This is a genomic window from Hydrogenophaga sp. L310, assembly GCF_055703065.1.
Genome location: NZ_JBVPZA010000011.1, coordinates 50,146 through 64,342, shown reverse-complemented (window position 1 = coordinate 64,342; position 14,197 = coordinate 50,146). Strand labels below are relative to the sequence as shown.

Annotated in this window: 12 protein-coding genes and 1 tRNA gene; 7 read left to right on the top strand and 6 right to left on the bottom strand. The window is 64.4% G+C overall.

From position 1 onward, the window contains the following. Positions 1–235: 235 nt before the first annotated feature. The 4 genes from AC0GNO_RS17610 to AC0GNO_RS17595 all read right to left on the bottom strand — a co-directional run bounded on the left by AC0GNO_RS17610 (position 236) and on the right by AC0GNO_RS17595 (position 3,193). Positions 236–1,450 (bottom strand): tyrosine-type recombinase/integrase, encoded by a 1,215-nt coding sequence (locus tag AC0GNO_RS17610; RefSeq protein ID WP_472904875.1) that lies wholly within the window; start codon positions 1,448–1,450, stop codon positions 236–238. 198 nt (positions 1,451–1,648) lie between these two features. Then, positions 1,649–1,738: transfer RNA gene (locus AC0GNO_RS17605), tRNA-Ser, on the bottom strand. A gap of 45 nt (positions 1,739–1,783) precedes the next feature. After that, positions 1,784–2,698: an SPFH domain-containing protein gene (locus AC0GNO_RS17600; protein WP_472904874.1), complete on the bottom strand. Its 915-nt coding sequence runs from the start codon at positions 2,696–2,698 to the stop codon at positions 1,784–1,786. A gap of 69 nt (positions 2,699–2,767) precedes the next feature. Further along, on the bottom strand, positions 2,768–3,193 hold the full coding sequence (locus tag AC0GNO_RS17595) for an NfeD family protein (protein ID WP_472887928.1): 426 nt from the start codon (positions 3,191–3,193) through the stop codon (positions 2,768–2,770). A 165-nt stretch (positions 3,194–3,358) separates the two neighbouring features. Here AC0GNO_RS17595 and AC0GNO_RS17590 point away from each other — a divergent pair, with 165 nt between their 5' ends. Beyond that, a complete protein-coding gene (locus tag AC0GNO_RS17590; RefSeq protein ID WP_472887927.1) occupies positions 3,359–5,650 on the top strand; it encodes an Orn/Lys/Arg family decarboxylase in 2,292 nt (763 codons plus the stop codon). 120 nt (positions 5,651–5,770) lie between these two features. Further along, on the top strand, positions 5,771–5,986 hold the full coding sequence (locus AC0GNO_RS17585; protein ID WP_472887926.1) for a YdcH family protein: 216 nt from the start codon (positions 5,771–5,773) through the stop codon (positions 5,984–5,986). A gap of 22 nt (positions 5,987–6,008) precedes the next feature. On the opposite strand, the gene AC0GNO_RS17580 is transcribed toward AC0GNO_RS17585, so the two are convergent. Together AC0GNO_RS17580 and fabI are read right to left on the bottom strand one after the other, a co-directional pair. Further along, positions 6,009–6,923, bottom strand: a complete 915-nt coding sequence (locus AC0GNO_RS17580) for a DNA ligase (protein ID WP_472904873.1) — start codon at positions 6,921–6,923, stop codon at positions 6,009–6,011. A gap of 2 nt (positions 6,924–6,925) precedes the next feature. Next, entirely contained in the window at positions 6,926–7,726 is an 801-nt protein-coding gene (gene fabI / locus AC0GNO_RS17575; RefSeq protein WP_472904872.1) for an enoyl-ACP reductase FabI, read from the bottom strand. 38 nt (positions 7,727–7,764) lie between these two features. On the opposite strand from fabI, the gene AC0GNO_RS17570 reads away from it, so the two are divergent. The 5 genes from AC0GNO_RS17570 to AC0GNO_RS17550 all read left to right on the top strand — a co-directional run bounded on the left by AC0GNO_RS17570 (position 7,765) and on the right by AC0GNO_RS17550 (position 14,188). Next, a complete protein-coding gene (locus AC0GNO_RS17570) occupies positions 7,765–9,612 on the top strand; it encodes an extracellular solute-binding protein (RefSeq protein WP_472904871.1) in 1,848 nt (615 codons plus the stop codon). A 43-nt stretch (positions 9,613–9,655) separates the two neighbouring features. Next, on the top strand, positions 9,656–10,681 hold the full coding sequence (locus tag AC0GNO_RS17565; RefSeq protein WP_472887922.1) for a microcin C ABC transporter permease YejB: 1,026 nt from the start codon (positions 9,656–9,658) through the stop codon (positions 10,679–10,681). 5 nt (positions 10,682–10,686) lie between these two features. Continuing rightward, entirely contained in the window at positions 10,687–11,715 is a 1,029-nt protein-coding gene (locus tag AC0GNO_RS17560) for an ABC transporter permease (RefSeq protein WP_472904870.1), read from the top strand. Next, on the top strand, positions 11,712–13,310 hold the full coding sequence (locus tag AC0GNO_RS17555) for an ABC transporter ATP-binding protein (RefSeq protein ID WP_472904869.1): 1,599 nt from the start codon (positions 11,712–11,714) through the stop codon (positions 13,308–13,310). The genes AC0GNO_RS17560 and AC0GNO_RS17555 overlap by 4 nt, the downstream gene beginning before the upstream one ends. 86 nt (positions 13,311–13,396) lie before the next feature. Continuing rightward, a complete protein-coding gene (locus AC0GNO_RS17550; RefSeq protein ID WP_472887919.1) occupies positions 13,397–14,188 on the top strand; it encodes a DUF2189 domain-containing protein in 792 nt (263 codons plus the stop codon). Positions 14,189–14,197 lie beyond the last annotated feature (9 nt).

The following is a 14,197-nucleotide window of genomic DNA, read 5'->3' as shown; positions in this document are numbered from 1 at the left end:
CGCCCTTTTGCGTTCGCAGCAGGCCCAAATTGCCACCCGAGCGGGCTCCAGGTCACTCTGACGGGTCGCAGATGCGGCCAAGACGAAGAAAACCGCAAAGCTGCAAGCAGCGCCCGTGTCGCGCGAGCTCCTTGCGAGTTATCACACAGACTCGCTGCACAGCTGTCAGTGATGATTGGACGCCGAATGCCCTGCAGGGTCGGGAGAGGGCCTTCAAGCCAACTTGCAGGGATGGCTAAGCCCGTTTCCCCCTGAATGGCACCACATTGCCTGCCACACAGGCATCCAGGTAGTTGCTCCAGGCCTGCATCATCTGGGCTCGCGGCTGGAGGTACATGGCGTGGTTGTACGACGCACTGACCTGGTTCCGTTCCTGGTGGGCCAGCTGAAGCTCGATGTGCTCGTGCGGCCAGCCCTGTTCGTGCAGCAGGGTGGAGGCGATGCCCCGGAAACCATGGCCCGTCATGCGCCCCGAATAGCCCATACGGTCCAGAGCGCCCAGGATGGTGTTGTTGCTCATCGACTTTTGATGGTCACGCTCACCGGGGAAGAGCAGGGGGCTCTGACCGGTCAGGGTGTGCAGGCTTCGAAGCAGGGTCACCGCCTGGGTGGAGAGGGGCACCACGTGCGGCGTCTTCATCTTCATTCGTGACGCCGGTATGTCCCAGCGTCCGCCGTCGAGGTCGAACTCTTCCCAGCGCGCGCCGATCAGCTCGCTGGTGCGCACAAAGGTCATGGCCATGAGCTTGATGGCCACGCGGGTGACGGTGCTGCCGTTGTAGACCTCGATCTTGCGCAACAGCTCCGGCAGTTCCTTGCTGTCCAGCCGCGCGTAGTTTTCCTTTTTTCGCGAGGCGAGCACATCGCTGGGGCGAATCTCAACGGCCGGGTTGCGTTTCGCCAAACCGTGGGCGATGGCGTAGCGAAAGATCTGGGAGCAGGTCTGCAGGGCGCGTTTGGCGATGTCGAGGGCGCCACGCTTTTCGATGGCTTTCATCATCGCAACCAGCTCGGGTGCCTCGATCTCTGCGACAGGCCGCAAGCCAATGGCCGGGAAGACGTCGGCCTCCAGGCGCCGCCAAACGTAGACCGTGTGGCTGTCGCTGCGCGCGGCCTTCCAGCTTTCCCACCATTTTTTCGCCACGGCCGCGAATGTGTCTTCGACAGCCAGACGGCGGGCGATCTTCTCGAACTTGCGGGCCGCCATCGGGTCGGAGCCCGCTGCGAGCTGCTTGCGGGCCTCGTCCACCTTGTCCCTGGCCTGGGCGAGTGACACGTCTGGGTAGGCGCCGACAGCCATCAGTTTCTCTTTGCCCAGAAAACGGTACTTCCAGCGCCAGAGCTTGGAACCTGCCGGCGTGATCAGCAGGTACAGGCCCCTGCCGTCAGCCATCTTGATGGGTGATGGGCCGGCTTTTGCCTTCAGAACTTCGGTGTTGGTCAGCGCCATTTCGAGCTCCAAACCGTACCCCGAAGGTGAAATACCCCCAACTAGTGGGGTACGGACCCCCAAAGATACCCCCAAAAATCCTGGGATGGCAAGAACCGTTACGGGACGCCTGGAAACAAAAAAGCCCCGGAACACGAGGTAAACCGGGGCTTTCAGGGTGTCTTTCGAGACGTCCTGGGACGCTCTGGGACTCATTATTGGCGGAGAGGGCGGGATTCGAACCCGCGGTGGGGATTAGCCCACACACGCTTTCCAGGCGTGCGACTTAAACCACTCATCCACCTCTCCGCGAAGCCCTGCATTGTAGCAGGCCAGACGGCGCCTACCGGAGCATCAGACTGCTTTTCCGGTACCGATCATCTTCATTGCCGAGCCGATCAGGCCCGCGACCTCGGTCATGTTGCCAGGAATGATCAACGTGGTGGTGGCGTCCGCCGCGACCTTGCCGTAGGCATCAACAGCCCGTTCAGCCACCTTCAGCTGCACGGCTTGCTCGCCGCCCGGTTGCTGGATGGCCGCTGCGATGCGTTCGATGGCCTGCGCGGTGGCGTCGGCCACCGCGGTGATGGCCGCGGCCTCGCCCTGGGCGTTGTTGATGGCGGCCTGCTTTTCACCCTCGGAGCGGGCGATGAAGGCCTCGCGCTCACCGGTGGCGATGTTGATCTGCTCCTGGCGCCGACCTTCGGACGCGGCGATCAGGGCCCGCTTTTCACGCTCGGCGGTGATCTGCGCCTGCATGGCCAGCAGAATTTCCTTGGGCGGCGTGAGGTCCTTGATTTCATAGCGCAGCACCTTCACGCCCCAGTTGAGCGCGGCTTCGTCGATGGCGTGAACCACCTGGGCGTTGATGATGTCGCGCTCTTCGAAGGTCTTGTCCAGCTCCAGCTTGCCGATGACCGAGCGCAGCGAGGTCTGTGCGAGCTGGGTCACGGCCATGATGTAGTTGGACGAGCCGTAGCTGGCGCGCATGGGGTCGGTGACCTGGAAGTACAGGATGCCGTCGACCTGCAACTGCGTGTTGTCGCGTGTGATGCAGACCTGGCTGGGCACATCCAGCGGAATTTCTTTGAGACTGTGCTTGTAGGCCACCTTGTCGATGAAGGGCACCAGAAAGTTCAGGCCGGGCGCCAGGGATGCGTGGTACTTGCCCAGACGCTCCACCACCCAGGCGTTCTGCTGCGGCACGACCTTGATCGAGCGGGTGATGAAGATGGCGGCGATGACAAACAGAAGTACGGCGATTTCCATGTGTGTGATTCCGTTGTGGTGAGAAGAGGGTTTGCATCATGCCCCACGGGCAAGGTTGCAGTCTGATAGTCAGACTTTTTCCACCAGCAGACGGCTGCCCACGAGTTCTGCCACGCGGTAGGCCCCCGGAATCGGGGGGTTGCCCGCCCGCTGGATCACGGTCCATTGCGCGCCCCGGTATTTGACGCTTGCTGTGCCGTCGGGCAGCCATTCTTCGATCTGTATGACCTCACCCACATCGAGATTCACACTGCGCATGGCGCGCACCGACGGGTCCGACGGGCGCCGCCGCTTGATCAGGTGCCAGAAGAACACGGCCGCGGATCCGATCACCGCAGCCACAATCAGCTGCATGCTCAATCCGACGCCTGCATGGGCGGCCAGTGCCGCGGCGACCATGCCCACGGCCAGCATGAGCAGGTAGAAAGTCCCGGTGAACAACTCCAGCGCCACGGCCGCGCCGACCAGCAGCCACCAAAGGGTGGAATCCGACATGTAAGCTCTCCAATGCGGCAGGCATTCCCCTGAATGTCTGACCCGTGCCACATTCTGCGACAAATGCCCTGCGTCAAAAGGGCAGGGCCACTCGATTTCCGTACACTTCGCGCCTGTTTCGATTCCTTTTGCACCTGATGGCCGCGTCCGCGGCTGGAGACCGCCATGAAATTCCGTTTTCCCATCGTCATCATCGATGAGGACTTCCGTTCGGAGAACTCCTCCGGTCTGGGCATTCGCGCCCTGGCGCAAGCCATCGAGACGGAGGGGTTCGAGGTGGTCGGCGTCACCAGCTACGGCGACCTCAGCCTGTTTGCGCAGCAGCAGAGCCGCGCCAGCGCGTTCATCCTGTCCATCGACGATGAAGAGTTCAGCCCGGGGCCGGATCTGGACCCGGTGGTGCTGAACCTGCGCAACTTCATCCAGGAAGTGCGGCGCAAGAACGCCGATGTGCCGATCTACGTGCACGGCGAAACCAAGACCAGCCGCCACCTGCCCAACGACATCCTGCGCGAGCTGCACGGCTTCATCCACATGTTCGAGGACACGCCCGAGTTCGTGGCGCGTCACATCATCCGCGAAGCCAAGAGTTATCTCGAAGGCATCCAGCCGCCGTTCTTCAAGGCGCTGCTCGATTACGCCGAAGACGGCTCCTATTCCTGGCACTGTCCGGGTCATTCGGGCGGCGTGGCCTTCCTGAAGAGCCCGGTGGGCCAGATGTACCACCAGTTCTACGGCGAGAACATGCTGCGGGCCGACGTGTGCAACGCGGTGGAAGAGCTGGGCCAGCTGCTGGACCACAACGGCGCCATCGGTGCCAGCGAACGCAACGCGGCGCGCATCTTCAACGCCGACCACTGCTACTTCGTCACCAACGGCACCAGCACCAGCAACAAGATGGTCTGGCACCACACGGTGGCGCCGGGCGACGTGGTGGTGGTGGACCGCAACTGCCACAAGTCCATCCTGCACAGCATCATCATGACGGGCGCGATCCCCGTCTTCCTGAAGCCCACGCGCAACCACTACGGCATCATCGGCCCGATCCCGCAGAGCGAGTTCGAGATCGACGCCATCAAGGCCAAGATCCGCGCCAACCCGCTACTGGCCGGCGTGGATGCCGACACCGTCAAGCCGCGCATCCTGACGCTCACGCAGTCCACCTACGACGGTGTGCTCTACAACACCGAGACCATCAAGAACCTGCTCGATGGCTGGGTGGACAACCTGCACTTCGACGAAGCCTGGCTGCCCCATGCGGCCTTCCACCCGTTCTACGGCAGCTTCCACGCCATGGGCAAGAAGCGCGCGCGTCCGCAGCATTCGGTGGTCTACGCGACGCAGTCCATCCACAAGCTGCTGGCCGGCATCAGCCAGGCCAGCCATGTGCTGGTACAGGACTCGCAGACCACCAAGCTGGACCGCCACCTCTTCAACGAGGCCTACCTGATGCACACCAGCACCAGCCCGCAGTACAGCATCATCGCCAGCTGCGACGTGGCGGCGGCCATGATGGAGCCGCCCGGCGGCACAGCGCTGGTGGAGGAGAGCATCGCCGAAGCCCTGGATTTCCGCCGCGCCATGCGCAAGGTCGAGGCGGAATTCGGTGAAGACGACTGGTGGTTCCAGGTCTGGGGACCCGACAACCTGGTGGAAGAGGGCATCGGCCGCGCCAGCGACTGGGTGCTCAAGCGCACCGACGCCGATGGCGTGCAGCCTTCCGATGGCGAAGAAGCCTGGCACGGTTTCGGCGACATGGCGCCGGGCTTCAACATGCTGGACCCGATCAAGGCGACCATCGTCACGCCCGGCCTGAACATGAACGGCGATTTCGCCGCCACCGGCATCCCGGCCTCCATCGTCACCAAGTTCCTGGCTGAGCACGGCGTGGTGGTGGAGAAGACCGGGCTTTACAGCTTCTTCATCATGTTCACCATCGGCATCACCAAGGGCCGCTGGAACACGCTGCTGACCGCGCTGCAGCAGTTCAAGGACGACTACGCCAAGAACCAGCCCATGTGGCGCATCCTGCCGGAGTTCTGCCAGAAACACCCCCGTTACGAACAGATGGGCCTGCGCGACCTCTGCCAGCACGTGCACGAGCTCTACGCCAAGTACGACATCGCACGCCTCACGACCGACATGTACCTGAGCGATCACACGCCGGCCATGAAACCGAGTGACGCGTTTGCGCACATCGCCCACCGCACCACGCAACGCGTGCCGATCGATGATCTGGAGGGCCGCATCACCACCAGCCTGGTGACGCCGTATCCGCCCGGCATCCCGCTGCTGATCCCCGGCGAGGTGTTCAACAAGAAGATCGTGGACTACCTCAAGTTCAACCGCGAGTTCGCGCGCGAGTGCCCCGGGTTCGAGACCGATATCCACGGGCTGGTGCAAGAGCGCGGGGTGGACGGCGTGGTCAGCTACTTTGCCGACTGTGTGGGTGTCTGAAACCGCCGGACACGGCGATCCGGAGGGCACACGGTAAGATGTTCTGGCAACCCGCGCTGCGCGGGAAGCGCAATGGAACGTGCACCGTTGCATGCCCACCACCCAACCGGAGGCTTACCGATGTTCCCTGAATACCGCGATCTCATCACCCGACTCAAGGGCCATGACGTCCACTTCACGCGCCTGTTTGACAAGCACAACGAACTGGACCAGGTGATCAAAAACAAGGAAGCGCACATTGAACCCGGTTCGCAGGTCGAGATTGAGCAGTTGAAAAAAGAAAAACTGCTGCTCAAGGACCAGATTTACGGCCTCTTGCGCCAGGCCAGCACCTGAGCAGCGCGGTCCAATCCCCTGTTCAACGCAGGGCAGGGGTCTGCGCACCGACCGGCGCCGACAAGTCGGCGTCGCTGCGGATGCGCAAAAAAGTGGCGAAGCGCGGCAGGCCACTGTCGTGCAGACCCCGGTAGCGGTAGGTCACCCAGGTGCCCGTCGGTGGCGGCTGCTGGCGCAGGGCATCGCTGAAGCCACTCCCGATCCGGAACCGGCGTCCATCCGGTGACTGCACCAGCAGGGCGCCCATGGCGCCCACGTATTTGCCCCGACCGGGCACGGACCCCAGCACCTGGGCTTCTGCGTCTTCGTGGGTCTTCACTTTGAGCAGGTCGTCGCTGCGCACGGCGCGGTACAGCGAGTCGCCACGGTGCAGCATCAAGCCTTCGCCACCCGACCGCACCATCCGGTCCAGCCGATGGCCCAGCGCCTCGTGGCTGGACACCCGTTCCTGCGGCACGGCCTGCACCCACGGCCGGTCCATGCCCTGGACCAGTGACCGGTAAGCCACGATGCGCTCACTGAACACGCCCGGGTGTGCCGGCAGATCAAACACCATGAAACGGATGCGTCGCCAGGCCTCGTCATCGGGCGTTTGCTGGCGCACGGTGGAGACCGTTTCTTCGAAGCGGCCACGTCCGGCCCAGAGTTCACCGTCCATGGGTTCGGCGGGCCAGCCCTGGGTGAACCAGGCCGGTGCCTGAACCTCGGTCCCGCCGCGGGTCAACAAGCGCCGGCCATCCCAGAAACCGCGCACGCCGTCGTACTTTTCGCTGAGCCAGTAGGCACCCAGATCGATGCCGGGGCGGTAGACATTGGCCAGCATCAGGGTCGGGGTGTTGTTGGGGGCGGCCGCCTCGGCGCCACCGAACGCCAGCAGACCGAGTGCCGCCAGCAACCAAGCCCGCCGATGAATGGAGGGTTGATGGCCTGTTTGCATGTTCAGGAAACCACCGGTTCACTGTCCCGGCTGGCGCCGCCGGTCTGGCTGAAGCCCCCGTCCACATGGGTGATCTCCGCAGTCACACCCGAAGCCAGGTCGGACAGCAGGAACGCCGCCACGTTGCCGACGTCTTCAATGGTAATGTTGCGACGCAGGGGCGATGCGGCGGCCACCATGCCCAGCAGCTTGCCAAAGTCCTTGATGCCGCTGGCGGCCAGCGTCTTGATCGGTCCGGCGCTGATGCCGTTGACACGCATGCCCCGCGGACCCAGCGACTCGGCCAGGTAGCGCACCGAAGCTTCCAGGCTGGCCTTGGCCAGGCCCATGGTGTTGTAGTGGGGAATGATGCGCAGCGCGCCGAGGTAGCTCAGTGTGAGCAGGGCGGCTCTGTCGTTGAGGTAGGGCAGGGCGGCCTTGGCCATGGCGGGGAAACTGTAGGCGCTGATGTCGTGGGCGATGCGGAAAGCTTCGCGCGACAGGCCATCGAGAAAGTCGCCGGCGATCGCCTCGTGCGGCGCGAAGCCGATGCTGTGCACGAAGCCGTCAAACTTCGGCCAGGTCTTCGACAGATCGGCAAACATCTGGTGAATCTGGGCGTCGTCGCTGACATCGCAGTCAAAGATCAGCGTCGAGTCGAACTCGGCCGCGAACTCGGTGATGCGGTCCTTGAAGCGTTCCCCCACATAGCTGAAAGCGAGTTCGGCGCCCTGCTGGTGGCAGGCTCTGGCGATGCCGTAGGCGATGGATCGGTTGGACAACACACCCGTGATCAGCAGTTTTTTGCCGCTCAGAAAACCCATGGCTCTACCTCCGATGAAAAATCCAGCAGAATTGTCGCATGCACCCACCTCTTCACCGCCTCCGTTCACGCCTGGCTGGTCTGTGTTCGGTGGCCGTGCTGGCGCTGTCTGCAAGCCCGGTCTGGTCGGCGCACGGCTATGCGCTCTGGGGTGACCTCAGATACCCACCGGGGTTTGACCATTTTGCCTACGTGAACCCTGCCGCGCCCAAAGGGGGCGAGTTGCGGCTGGTCAGCAACCTGCGCGTTTCCACCTTCGACAAATACAACCCGTTCACCTTGCGGGGCAGTGCACCGGCCTACCTGTCCGACCTGATGTTCGACTCGCTGCTCACGGGTGCGCTGGACGAAACGGGTGCCGGCTACGGACTGCTGGCCGAAGACGTGGATGCCGCGAGCGACGGCCTGTCGGTCACCTTCCGGTTGCGGCGCGAGGCGCGTTTCCACAACGGCGACCCGGTGCTGGCCGCCGACGTGAAGCACAGCTTCGACACCCTCATGGGGCCCTACACCTCGCCCGCCTACAAGACCATCCTGGAAGACGTGGCGGGACTGGACGTGATCGACGAGCGCACGGTGCGCTACCGGTTCAAGAAGCCCAACCGCGAAATGCCGTTGACGGTGGGTGGCCTGCCCGTGTTCAGCCGTGCCTGGGGCAACACACCCGATCCCAAGACTGGGCAGCGCAAGAGCTTTGACCAGGTGGTGATGGATTTCCCGATCGGCAGCGGTCCGTACAAGATCGGTCCCGTGCAGTTTGGCAAGGACATCACCTACGTGCGCGACCCGGCCTACTGGGCGCGCGACCTGCCGGTGCGCCGCGGTACCGCCAATTTCGACCGCATCACGGTGAAGATTTACAAGGACGCCACCGCGCGGCTCGAAGCGCTCAAGGCGGGCGAGTTTGACCTGATGCGCTTCTTCTCGGCCGGCGACTGGGCGCGTCGCGTCAATGGCAAACGCTTCAACACCGGCGAGCTGGTCAAGGCCGAGCTGGTGCACCGCCTGCCCACTGGCTTCCAGAGTTATGTGCTCAACACGCGCCGCCAGCCGCTCGACGACATCCGCGTGCGAGAGGCGCTGGGTCTGGCGATGGACTACGAGTGGATGAACCGGCAGATGTTCTACGGCGCCTACCAGCGCGTGCAGGGCCTGTTTGGCAATACCGATTGTTCGCCCACGGGCGAGCCTGGACCCGACGAACTCGCGTTGATGCAACCCTGGCGCAGCCAGTTGCCCGCCGCGGCCTTTGGCCCCATGTACGCACCGCCGCGCACCGACGGCCATTACTCCCTGCGCGGCAACTTGCGCAAGGCCCAGGCGCTGTTGCGTGAGGCTGGCTGGACGGTGCAGGGAGGGCAATTGCGCAACGCCCGGGGGCAAGCCATGGTGCTGGAATATCTGGACAGCGCCGAAACCGGGGCGAGGGTTGTCACACCGTGGGCGCGCAATCTGGAAAAGCTCGGCATCGAGCTGAAGTTCCGGCCGGTGGATTTCGCGCTGTACCAGCAGCGCCTGCGCGGTTTCGACTTCGACATCATTTCCATCGCCTACGGCGGCACGCCCAACCCCGGCGCCGAATACGCCGACCTCTTCGGCAGTCAGGCGGCCAAGACCGAAGACTCAGGCAACTTCGCGGGCGTCAGCAGCCCCGCTGTGGATGCGCTGCTGGCCCGGATGGTCAATGCGCGCATCAAGCCCGACTTCCTGGCCGCCTGCCGGGCGCTGGACCGCATCATCAGCCACAGCCACTACCTGATACCGCAGTGGTCTGCGACCACCCACCGCATGGTCTACAACGCCTGGCGGCTGGACCGCCCGAAGGACATGCCGCCTTACGCAGCCGGCGAAGCCTGGGCCATCGACACATGGTGGAGCAAGCAGTGACCACCGCCATCGCTTGCCCGACGAGATCAGGTACAAACTGACCATGTGGGTCTACATCCTCAAACGCCTCCTGCTCATGATCCCGACGCTGTTCGGGGTCTTGCTGCTGACCTTCGTGGTGATCCAGTTCGTGCCGGGCGGGCCGGTGGACCAGTACCTGGCCGAGGCGCGCACAGGGCAGGGCGGTGGTGCGGAGGGTGGCTCGGTGTACCGCGGCGCGCAAGGTGTGGACCCGCAACGGCTGGAGCAGATCAAGGCGCTGTACGGCTTTGACAAGCCGGCGCACGAGCGCTTTTTCCAGATGCTCGGGCAGTTCGCGCGTTTCGACCTGGGCACCAGCTTCTTCCAGAACAAGGCGGTGTCCGAACTCATCGTCGAAAAGCTGCCGGTGTCGATCAGTCTCGGCATGTGGACCTTTTTCATCAGCTATCTGGTGGCCGTGCCGCTGGGTGTGGCCAAGGCGGTTCGCGCCGGCTCCCGTTTTGATCTGGTGACCACGCTGCTGGTGTTGATCGGTTATGCCATCCCCGGCTTCGTTCTGGGTGTGGCGCTGCTGGTGATCTTTGGCGGACAGCTACAGTGGTTTCCGCTGCGCGGACTCACTTCATCGAACTGGGAGGAACTGAGCTGGGGTGCGCGCATCGTGGACTATCTCTGGCACATCACCCTGCCGCTGACCGCCATGGTGCTCGGGAGTTTTGCGGTCACGGCCATGCTCACGAAGAACGCCTTTCTGGAAGAAATCCGGAAGCAGTACGTGATGACCGCGCGCGCCAAGGGCCTGAGCGAGCGCCAGGTGTTGTGGAAGCACGTCTTCCGCAACGCGCTGATTCCCATCGTCACCGGCTTTCCCTCGGCCTTCATCGGCGCGTTCTTCGCCGGTTCGCTGCTCATCGAGACGCTGTTTTCGCTCGATGGCCTGGGTCTGCTGAGCTACGAGAGCGTGATCCGGCGCGACTATCCCGTCGTGCTGGGCACGCTGTTCTTCTTCACGCTGATCGGGCTGGTGACCAAACTGATCTCCGACCTTTGTTACGTGTGGGTCGATCCCCGCGTCAAGTTCGATTGAATCCGATGGCTGCCGCTTCTCCTTCCCGCCGCGCCTGGCAGCGCTTCAAACGCAACCGCCTGGGTTACTGGAGCCTGGTGGTCTTCTGCGTGCTGGTGGTCGCCAGCCTGTTTGCCGAGCTGCTGTCGAACGACCGGCCGCTGATCGTGCGTTACGAGGGCAGCACCTATTTCCCCATGGTGCAGGACTACCCGGAAACCACGTTCGGCGGTGATTTTGAAACCAGCACCGACTACCTGGACCCCTTCATCCGCGAGCAGCTGAACCGCTGCGACAACTGGGCGGTCTATGCGCCCAACCCCTATGGCCCGAAGACACTCAACTACTTCGCCAAAGAGCCCAATCCTTCGGCGCCCACCCTCGACAACTGGCTCGGCACCGACGACCGGGGCCGCGATCTGCTGGCCCAGCTGATCTACGGCTTCCGGGTCAGTGTGCTGTTTGCGCTGGCACTCACCTTCATCGGCGTCCTGCTGGGCGTGATCACCGGTGCCATCCAGGGCTTTTTTGGCGGCAAGACCGACCTGGCCTTCCAGCGTTTCATCGAGATCTGGGGTTCGATGCCCGAGCTCTACCTGCTCATCATCTTCTCCGCCGTGTTCGCGCCCAGCATCAGCCTGCTGCTGGTGTTGCTCAGCCTGTTTGGCTGGATGGGCTTGTCCGACTACGTACGCGCCGAATTCCTGCGCAACCGCCAGCTGGACTACGTGCGCGCGGCGCGTGCCCTGGGCCTGTCGAACGGGCAGATCATCTGGCGCCACGTGTTGCCCAACAGCCTGACGCCGGTGGTGACTTTTCTGCCGTTCCGCATGAGCGCGGCCATCCTGGCGCTCACCTCGCTGGACTTTCTGGGCCTGGGCGTGCCGCCCGGCACGCCGTCGCTCGGCGAACTGCTCAGCCAGGGCAAGAACAACATCGACGCCTGGTGGATTTCCATGTCCACCTTCGCCGTGCTCGTGATCACGCTGCTGCTGCTGACCTTCATGGGGGATGCGCTGCGTGATGCGCTGGACCCCAGAAAGCAGGACCGATGAAACCTTTGCTGGAGGTCCGGAACCTGAGGGTATCGTTCGGCGACCAGGAGGTGGTGCACGGCATCGATTTTTCGATCGCTGCTGGCGAAAAGCTGGCCCTGGTGGGCGAGTCCGGCTCGGGCAAGACGGTCTCGGCGCTCTCGCTGCTGCGCCTGGTGCACAACGCCGTGGTCACTGGCTCGGCGATGCTGGCGGGGCGGGACCTGCTGCAGATGACCGAGCACCAGTTGCGCGGCGTGCGCGGCGACGACGTGGCCGTCATCTTCCAGGAACCCATGACCGCGCTGAACCCGCTCTACACGGTGGGCGACCAGATCGCCGAAGTGCTGCAACTGAAAAAAGGGCTGACGGCGGGCCAGGCCCGGTCCGCCACGGTGGAGCTGCTGGCGTCCACGGGCATCCCCGAGCCCGCCCGCCGCGCGAACGCCTTCCCGCACCAGCTCAGCGGTGGCCAGCGCCAGCGCGCCATGATCGCCATGGCGCTGGCCAGTGCGCCGAAGCTGCTGCTGGCCGACGAGCCCACCACCGCGCTGGATGTGAGCCTGCGTGGCCAGATCCTCGACCTGCTGGCCGATCTGCAACGCCAGCACGGCATGGCGGTGTTGCTGATCACGCACGATCTGAACCTGGTGCGGCGCTTCGCCGACCGCGTGGCGGTGATGGAGCGCGGGCATCTGGTGGAGCAGGGCGGTGTGAGCGAGGTGTTTGCCGCACCGCAACACGCCTACACCCGCATGCTGCTGGCCAGCAAACCCGCTCGCGATGTGGTCGAGGCGCCCGCCACCGCGGCCGAGCCGGTGCTGCAGGCGCGGGGTCTGCGCGTGAGTTACCCGGTTCCGCTGCCGGGCCTGAGCGGCTGGTTCAAGAAAGGCGAGTTCGTGGCCGTGCAAGGGGCTGATCTCGATATTCCGCCTGGACGCACGCTGGGGGTGATCGGTGAGTCGGGCTCGGGCAAGTCCACGCTCGCGCTGGCCGCGCTGGGCCTGTTGCCGCACGGGGGCAGCCTGCGGGTGACCGGGACCGACTGGAACGAAGCCCAGAAGTCGGGCCAGAGCCGCGCCCTGCGCCAGCGCATCCAGGTCGTCTTTCAGGACCCGTTTTCTTCGTTGTCGCCGCGCATGACGGTGGAGCAGATCGTGGGCGAAGGCCTGTTGGTCCACGAACCCGGACTGTCCGCCGCCCAGCGCCGGGAGCGCGTGGTGGTTGCGCTCGCCGATGTCGGGCTGGTGGACGACCCTCGCCATGGCGGCGACTGGCTGCAGCGCTACCCCCACGAATTTTCCGGCGGCCAGCGCCAGCGCCTGGCGATTGCGCGCGCGCTCATCGTGGGGCCTCAACTGCTGGTGCTCGACGAGCCCACGAGTGCGCTGGACGTGACGGTGCAGAAACAGGTGCTCGCATTGCTGCAGCGTCTGCAGCGCGAGCGGGAGCTGAGCTACTTGCTGATCACCCACGACGTGGACGTGATCGCTGCCATGGCCCACGAGGTCGTGGTGATGAAAGACGGGGTATTGCTCGAACGGGGTCACGTGGACCGGGTGCTGCAACAGCCGCAACATCCCTACACCCAGGCGCTGGTTCGGGCCGCAGCCTGAGCTGCGTGTGCGGGCTTGAACTAACATCACTCCCCAGCATTGGCCGCCGTGGCGCGTCTTCGCGCGAACCCCTTCCACCCTCATCCATGACCCAGACCCTACCGCCAGCGCCTTCCCCAACTGCCGCCGTGCCCGTGGACATGATTTCGCCAGTCCGCTGGGTCGAAAGAGGCTGGGACGATCTGCGGGCCAACCCGATACCGGGGCTGGCTCACGGCGCGTTGATCACGGCCTTCGGCTGGTTGCTGATGTGGGCGGCGCGCGAGAAATTCTGGCTGCTTGCAGGGGCCTTCTCCGGCTTCCTGATCGTCGCCCCGGTGCTGGCGACCGGCCTGTACCACGTCAGCCGTGAACGAGCCGTCGGGCGGCAGGCGGGCCTGGCCGATGTGTTCGCGCTGTGGCGCACGTTTGATGGGCGCCTGGTGCGCTTTGGCCTGCTGCTGGGCCTGGCGGGTACCGGCTGGGTATTGACCTCCGCCGGCCTGATCACACTCTGGTCCGAGATCCCTATCAACAAGCCGGTTGATTTTTTGCGCCACGTGGTGCTGGTGCGGGAACCCGGCCTGTTCGAGGTCTGGCTCCTGATGGGCTCGCTGCTCGCTGCGCCGGTTTTTGCCTCCAGCGTGGTCGCCATACCGATGCTGGTGGACAAGAGCGTTCCCGTCAGCATGGCGGTGACAGCGAGTTGGCGCGCCGTGGCCGATCACCCCGGGCCGCTGGTCTGGTGGGCGGTGCTGATCGGCATGCTGGTGGGCATGGGCATGATCACCGCCTTGCTGGGCCTGATCGTGGTCATCCCCCTGGTGGCCCATGCCAGCTGGCACGCCTACCGCGACCTCTGCCCCGAACCCCCCACGTCCACGGCGCCCGCCGTCTGAGCCGCACCG

Excerpts from the sequence above, each read along its gene's own strand:
- AC0GNO_RS17600 (WP_472904874.1), bottom strand. The coding sequence starts at position 2,698 with ATGGAAATCGCCGTACTTCTGTTTGTCATCGCCGCCATCTTCATCACC.
- AC0GNO_RS17585 (WP_472887926.1), top strand. The coding sequence starts at position 5,771 with ATGTTCCCTGAATACCGCGATCTCATCACCCGACTCAAGGGCCATGAC.
- AC0GNO_RS17565 (WP_472887922.1), top strand. The coding sequence starts at position 9,656 with ATGTGGGTCTACATCCTCAAACGCCTCCTGCTCATGATCCCGACGCTG.
- AC0GNO_RS17560 (WP_472904870.1), top strand. The coding sequence starts at position 10,687 with ATGGCTGCCGCTTCTCCTTCCCGCCGCGCCTGGCAGCGCTTCAAACGC.
- AC0GNO_RS17550 (WP_472887919.1), top strand. The coding sequence starts at position 13,397 with ATGACCCAGACCCTACCGCCAGCGCCTTCCCCAACTGCCGCCGTGCCC.
- AC0GNO_RS17570 (WP_472904871.1), top strand. The coding sequence starts at position 7,765 with ATGCACCCACCTCTTCACCGCCTCCGTTCACGCCTGGCTGGTCTGTGT.
- AC0GNO_RS17595 (WP_472887928.1), bottom strand. The coding sequence starts at position 3,193 with ATGTCGGATTCCACCCTTTGGTGGCTGCTGGTCGGCGCGGCCGTGGCG.
- fabI (WP_472904872.1), bottom strand. The coding sequence starts at position 7,726 with ATGGGTTTTCTGAGCGGCAAAAAACTGCTGATCACGGGTGTGTTGTCC.
- AC0GNO_RS17590 (WP_472887927.1), top strand. The coding sequence starts at position 3,359 with ATGAAATTCCGTTTTCCCATCGTCATCATCGATGAGGACTTCCGTTCG.
- AC0GNO_RS17555 (WP_472904869.1), top strand. The coding sequence starts at position 11,712 with ATGAAACCTTTGCTGGAGGTCCGGAACCTGAGGGTATCGTTCGGCGAC.
- AC0GNO_RS17580 (WP_472904873.1), bottom strand. The coding sequence starts at position 6,923 with ATGCAAACAGGCCATCAACCCTCCATTCATCGGCGGGCTTGGTTGCTG.
- AC0GNO_RS17610 (WP_472904875.1), bottom strand. The coding sequence starts at position 1,450 with ATGGCGCTGACCAACACCGAAGTTCTGAAGGCAAAAGCCGGCCCATCA.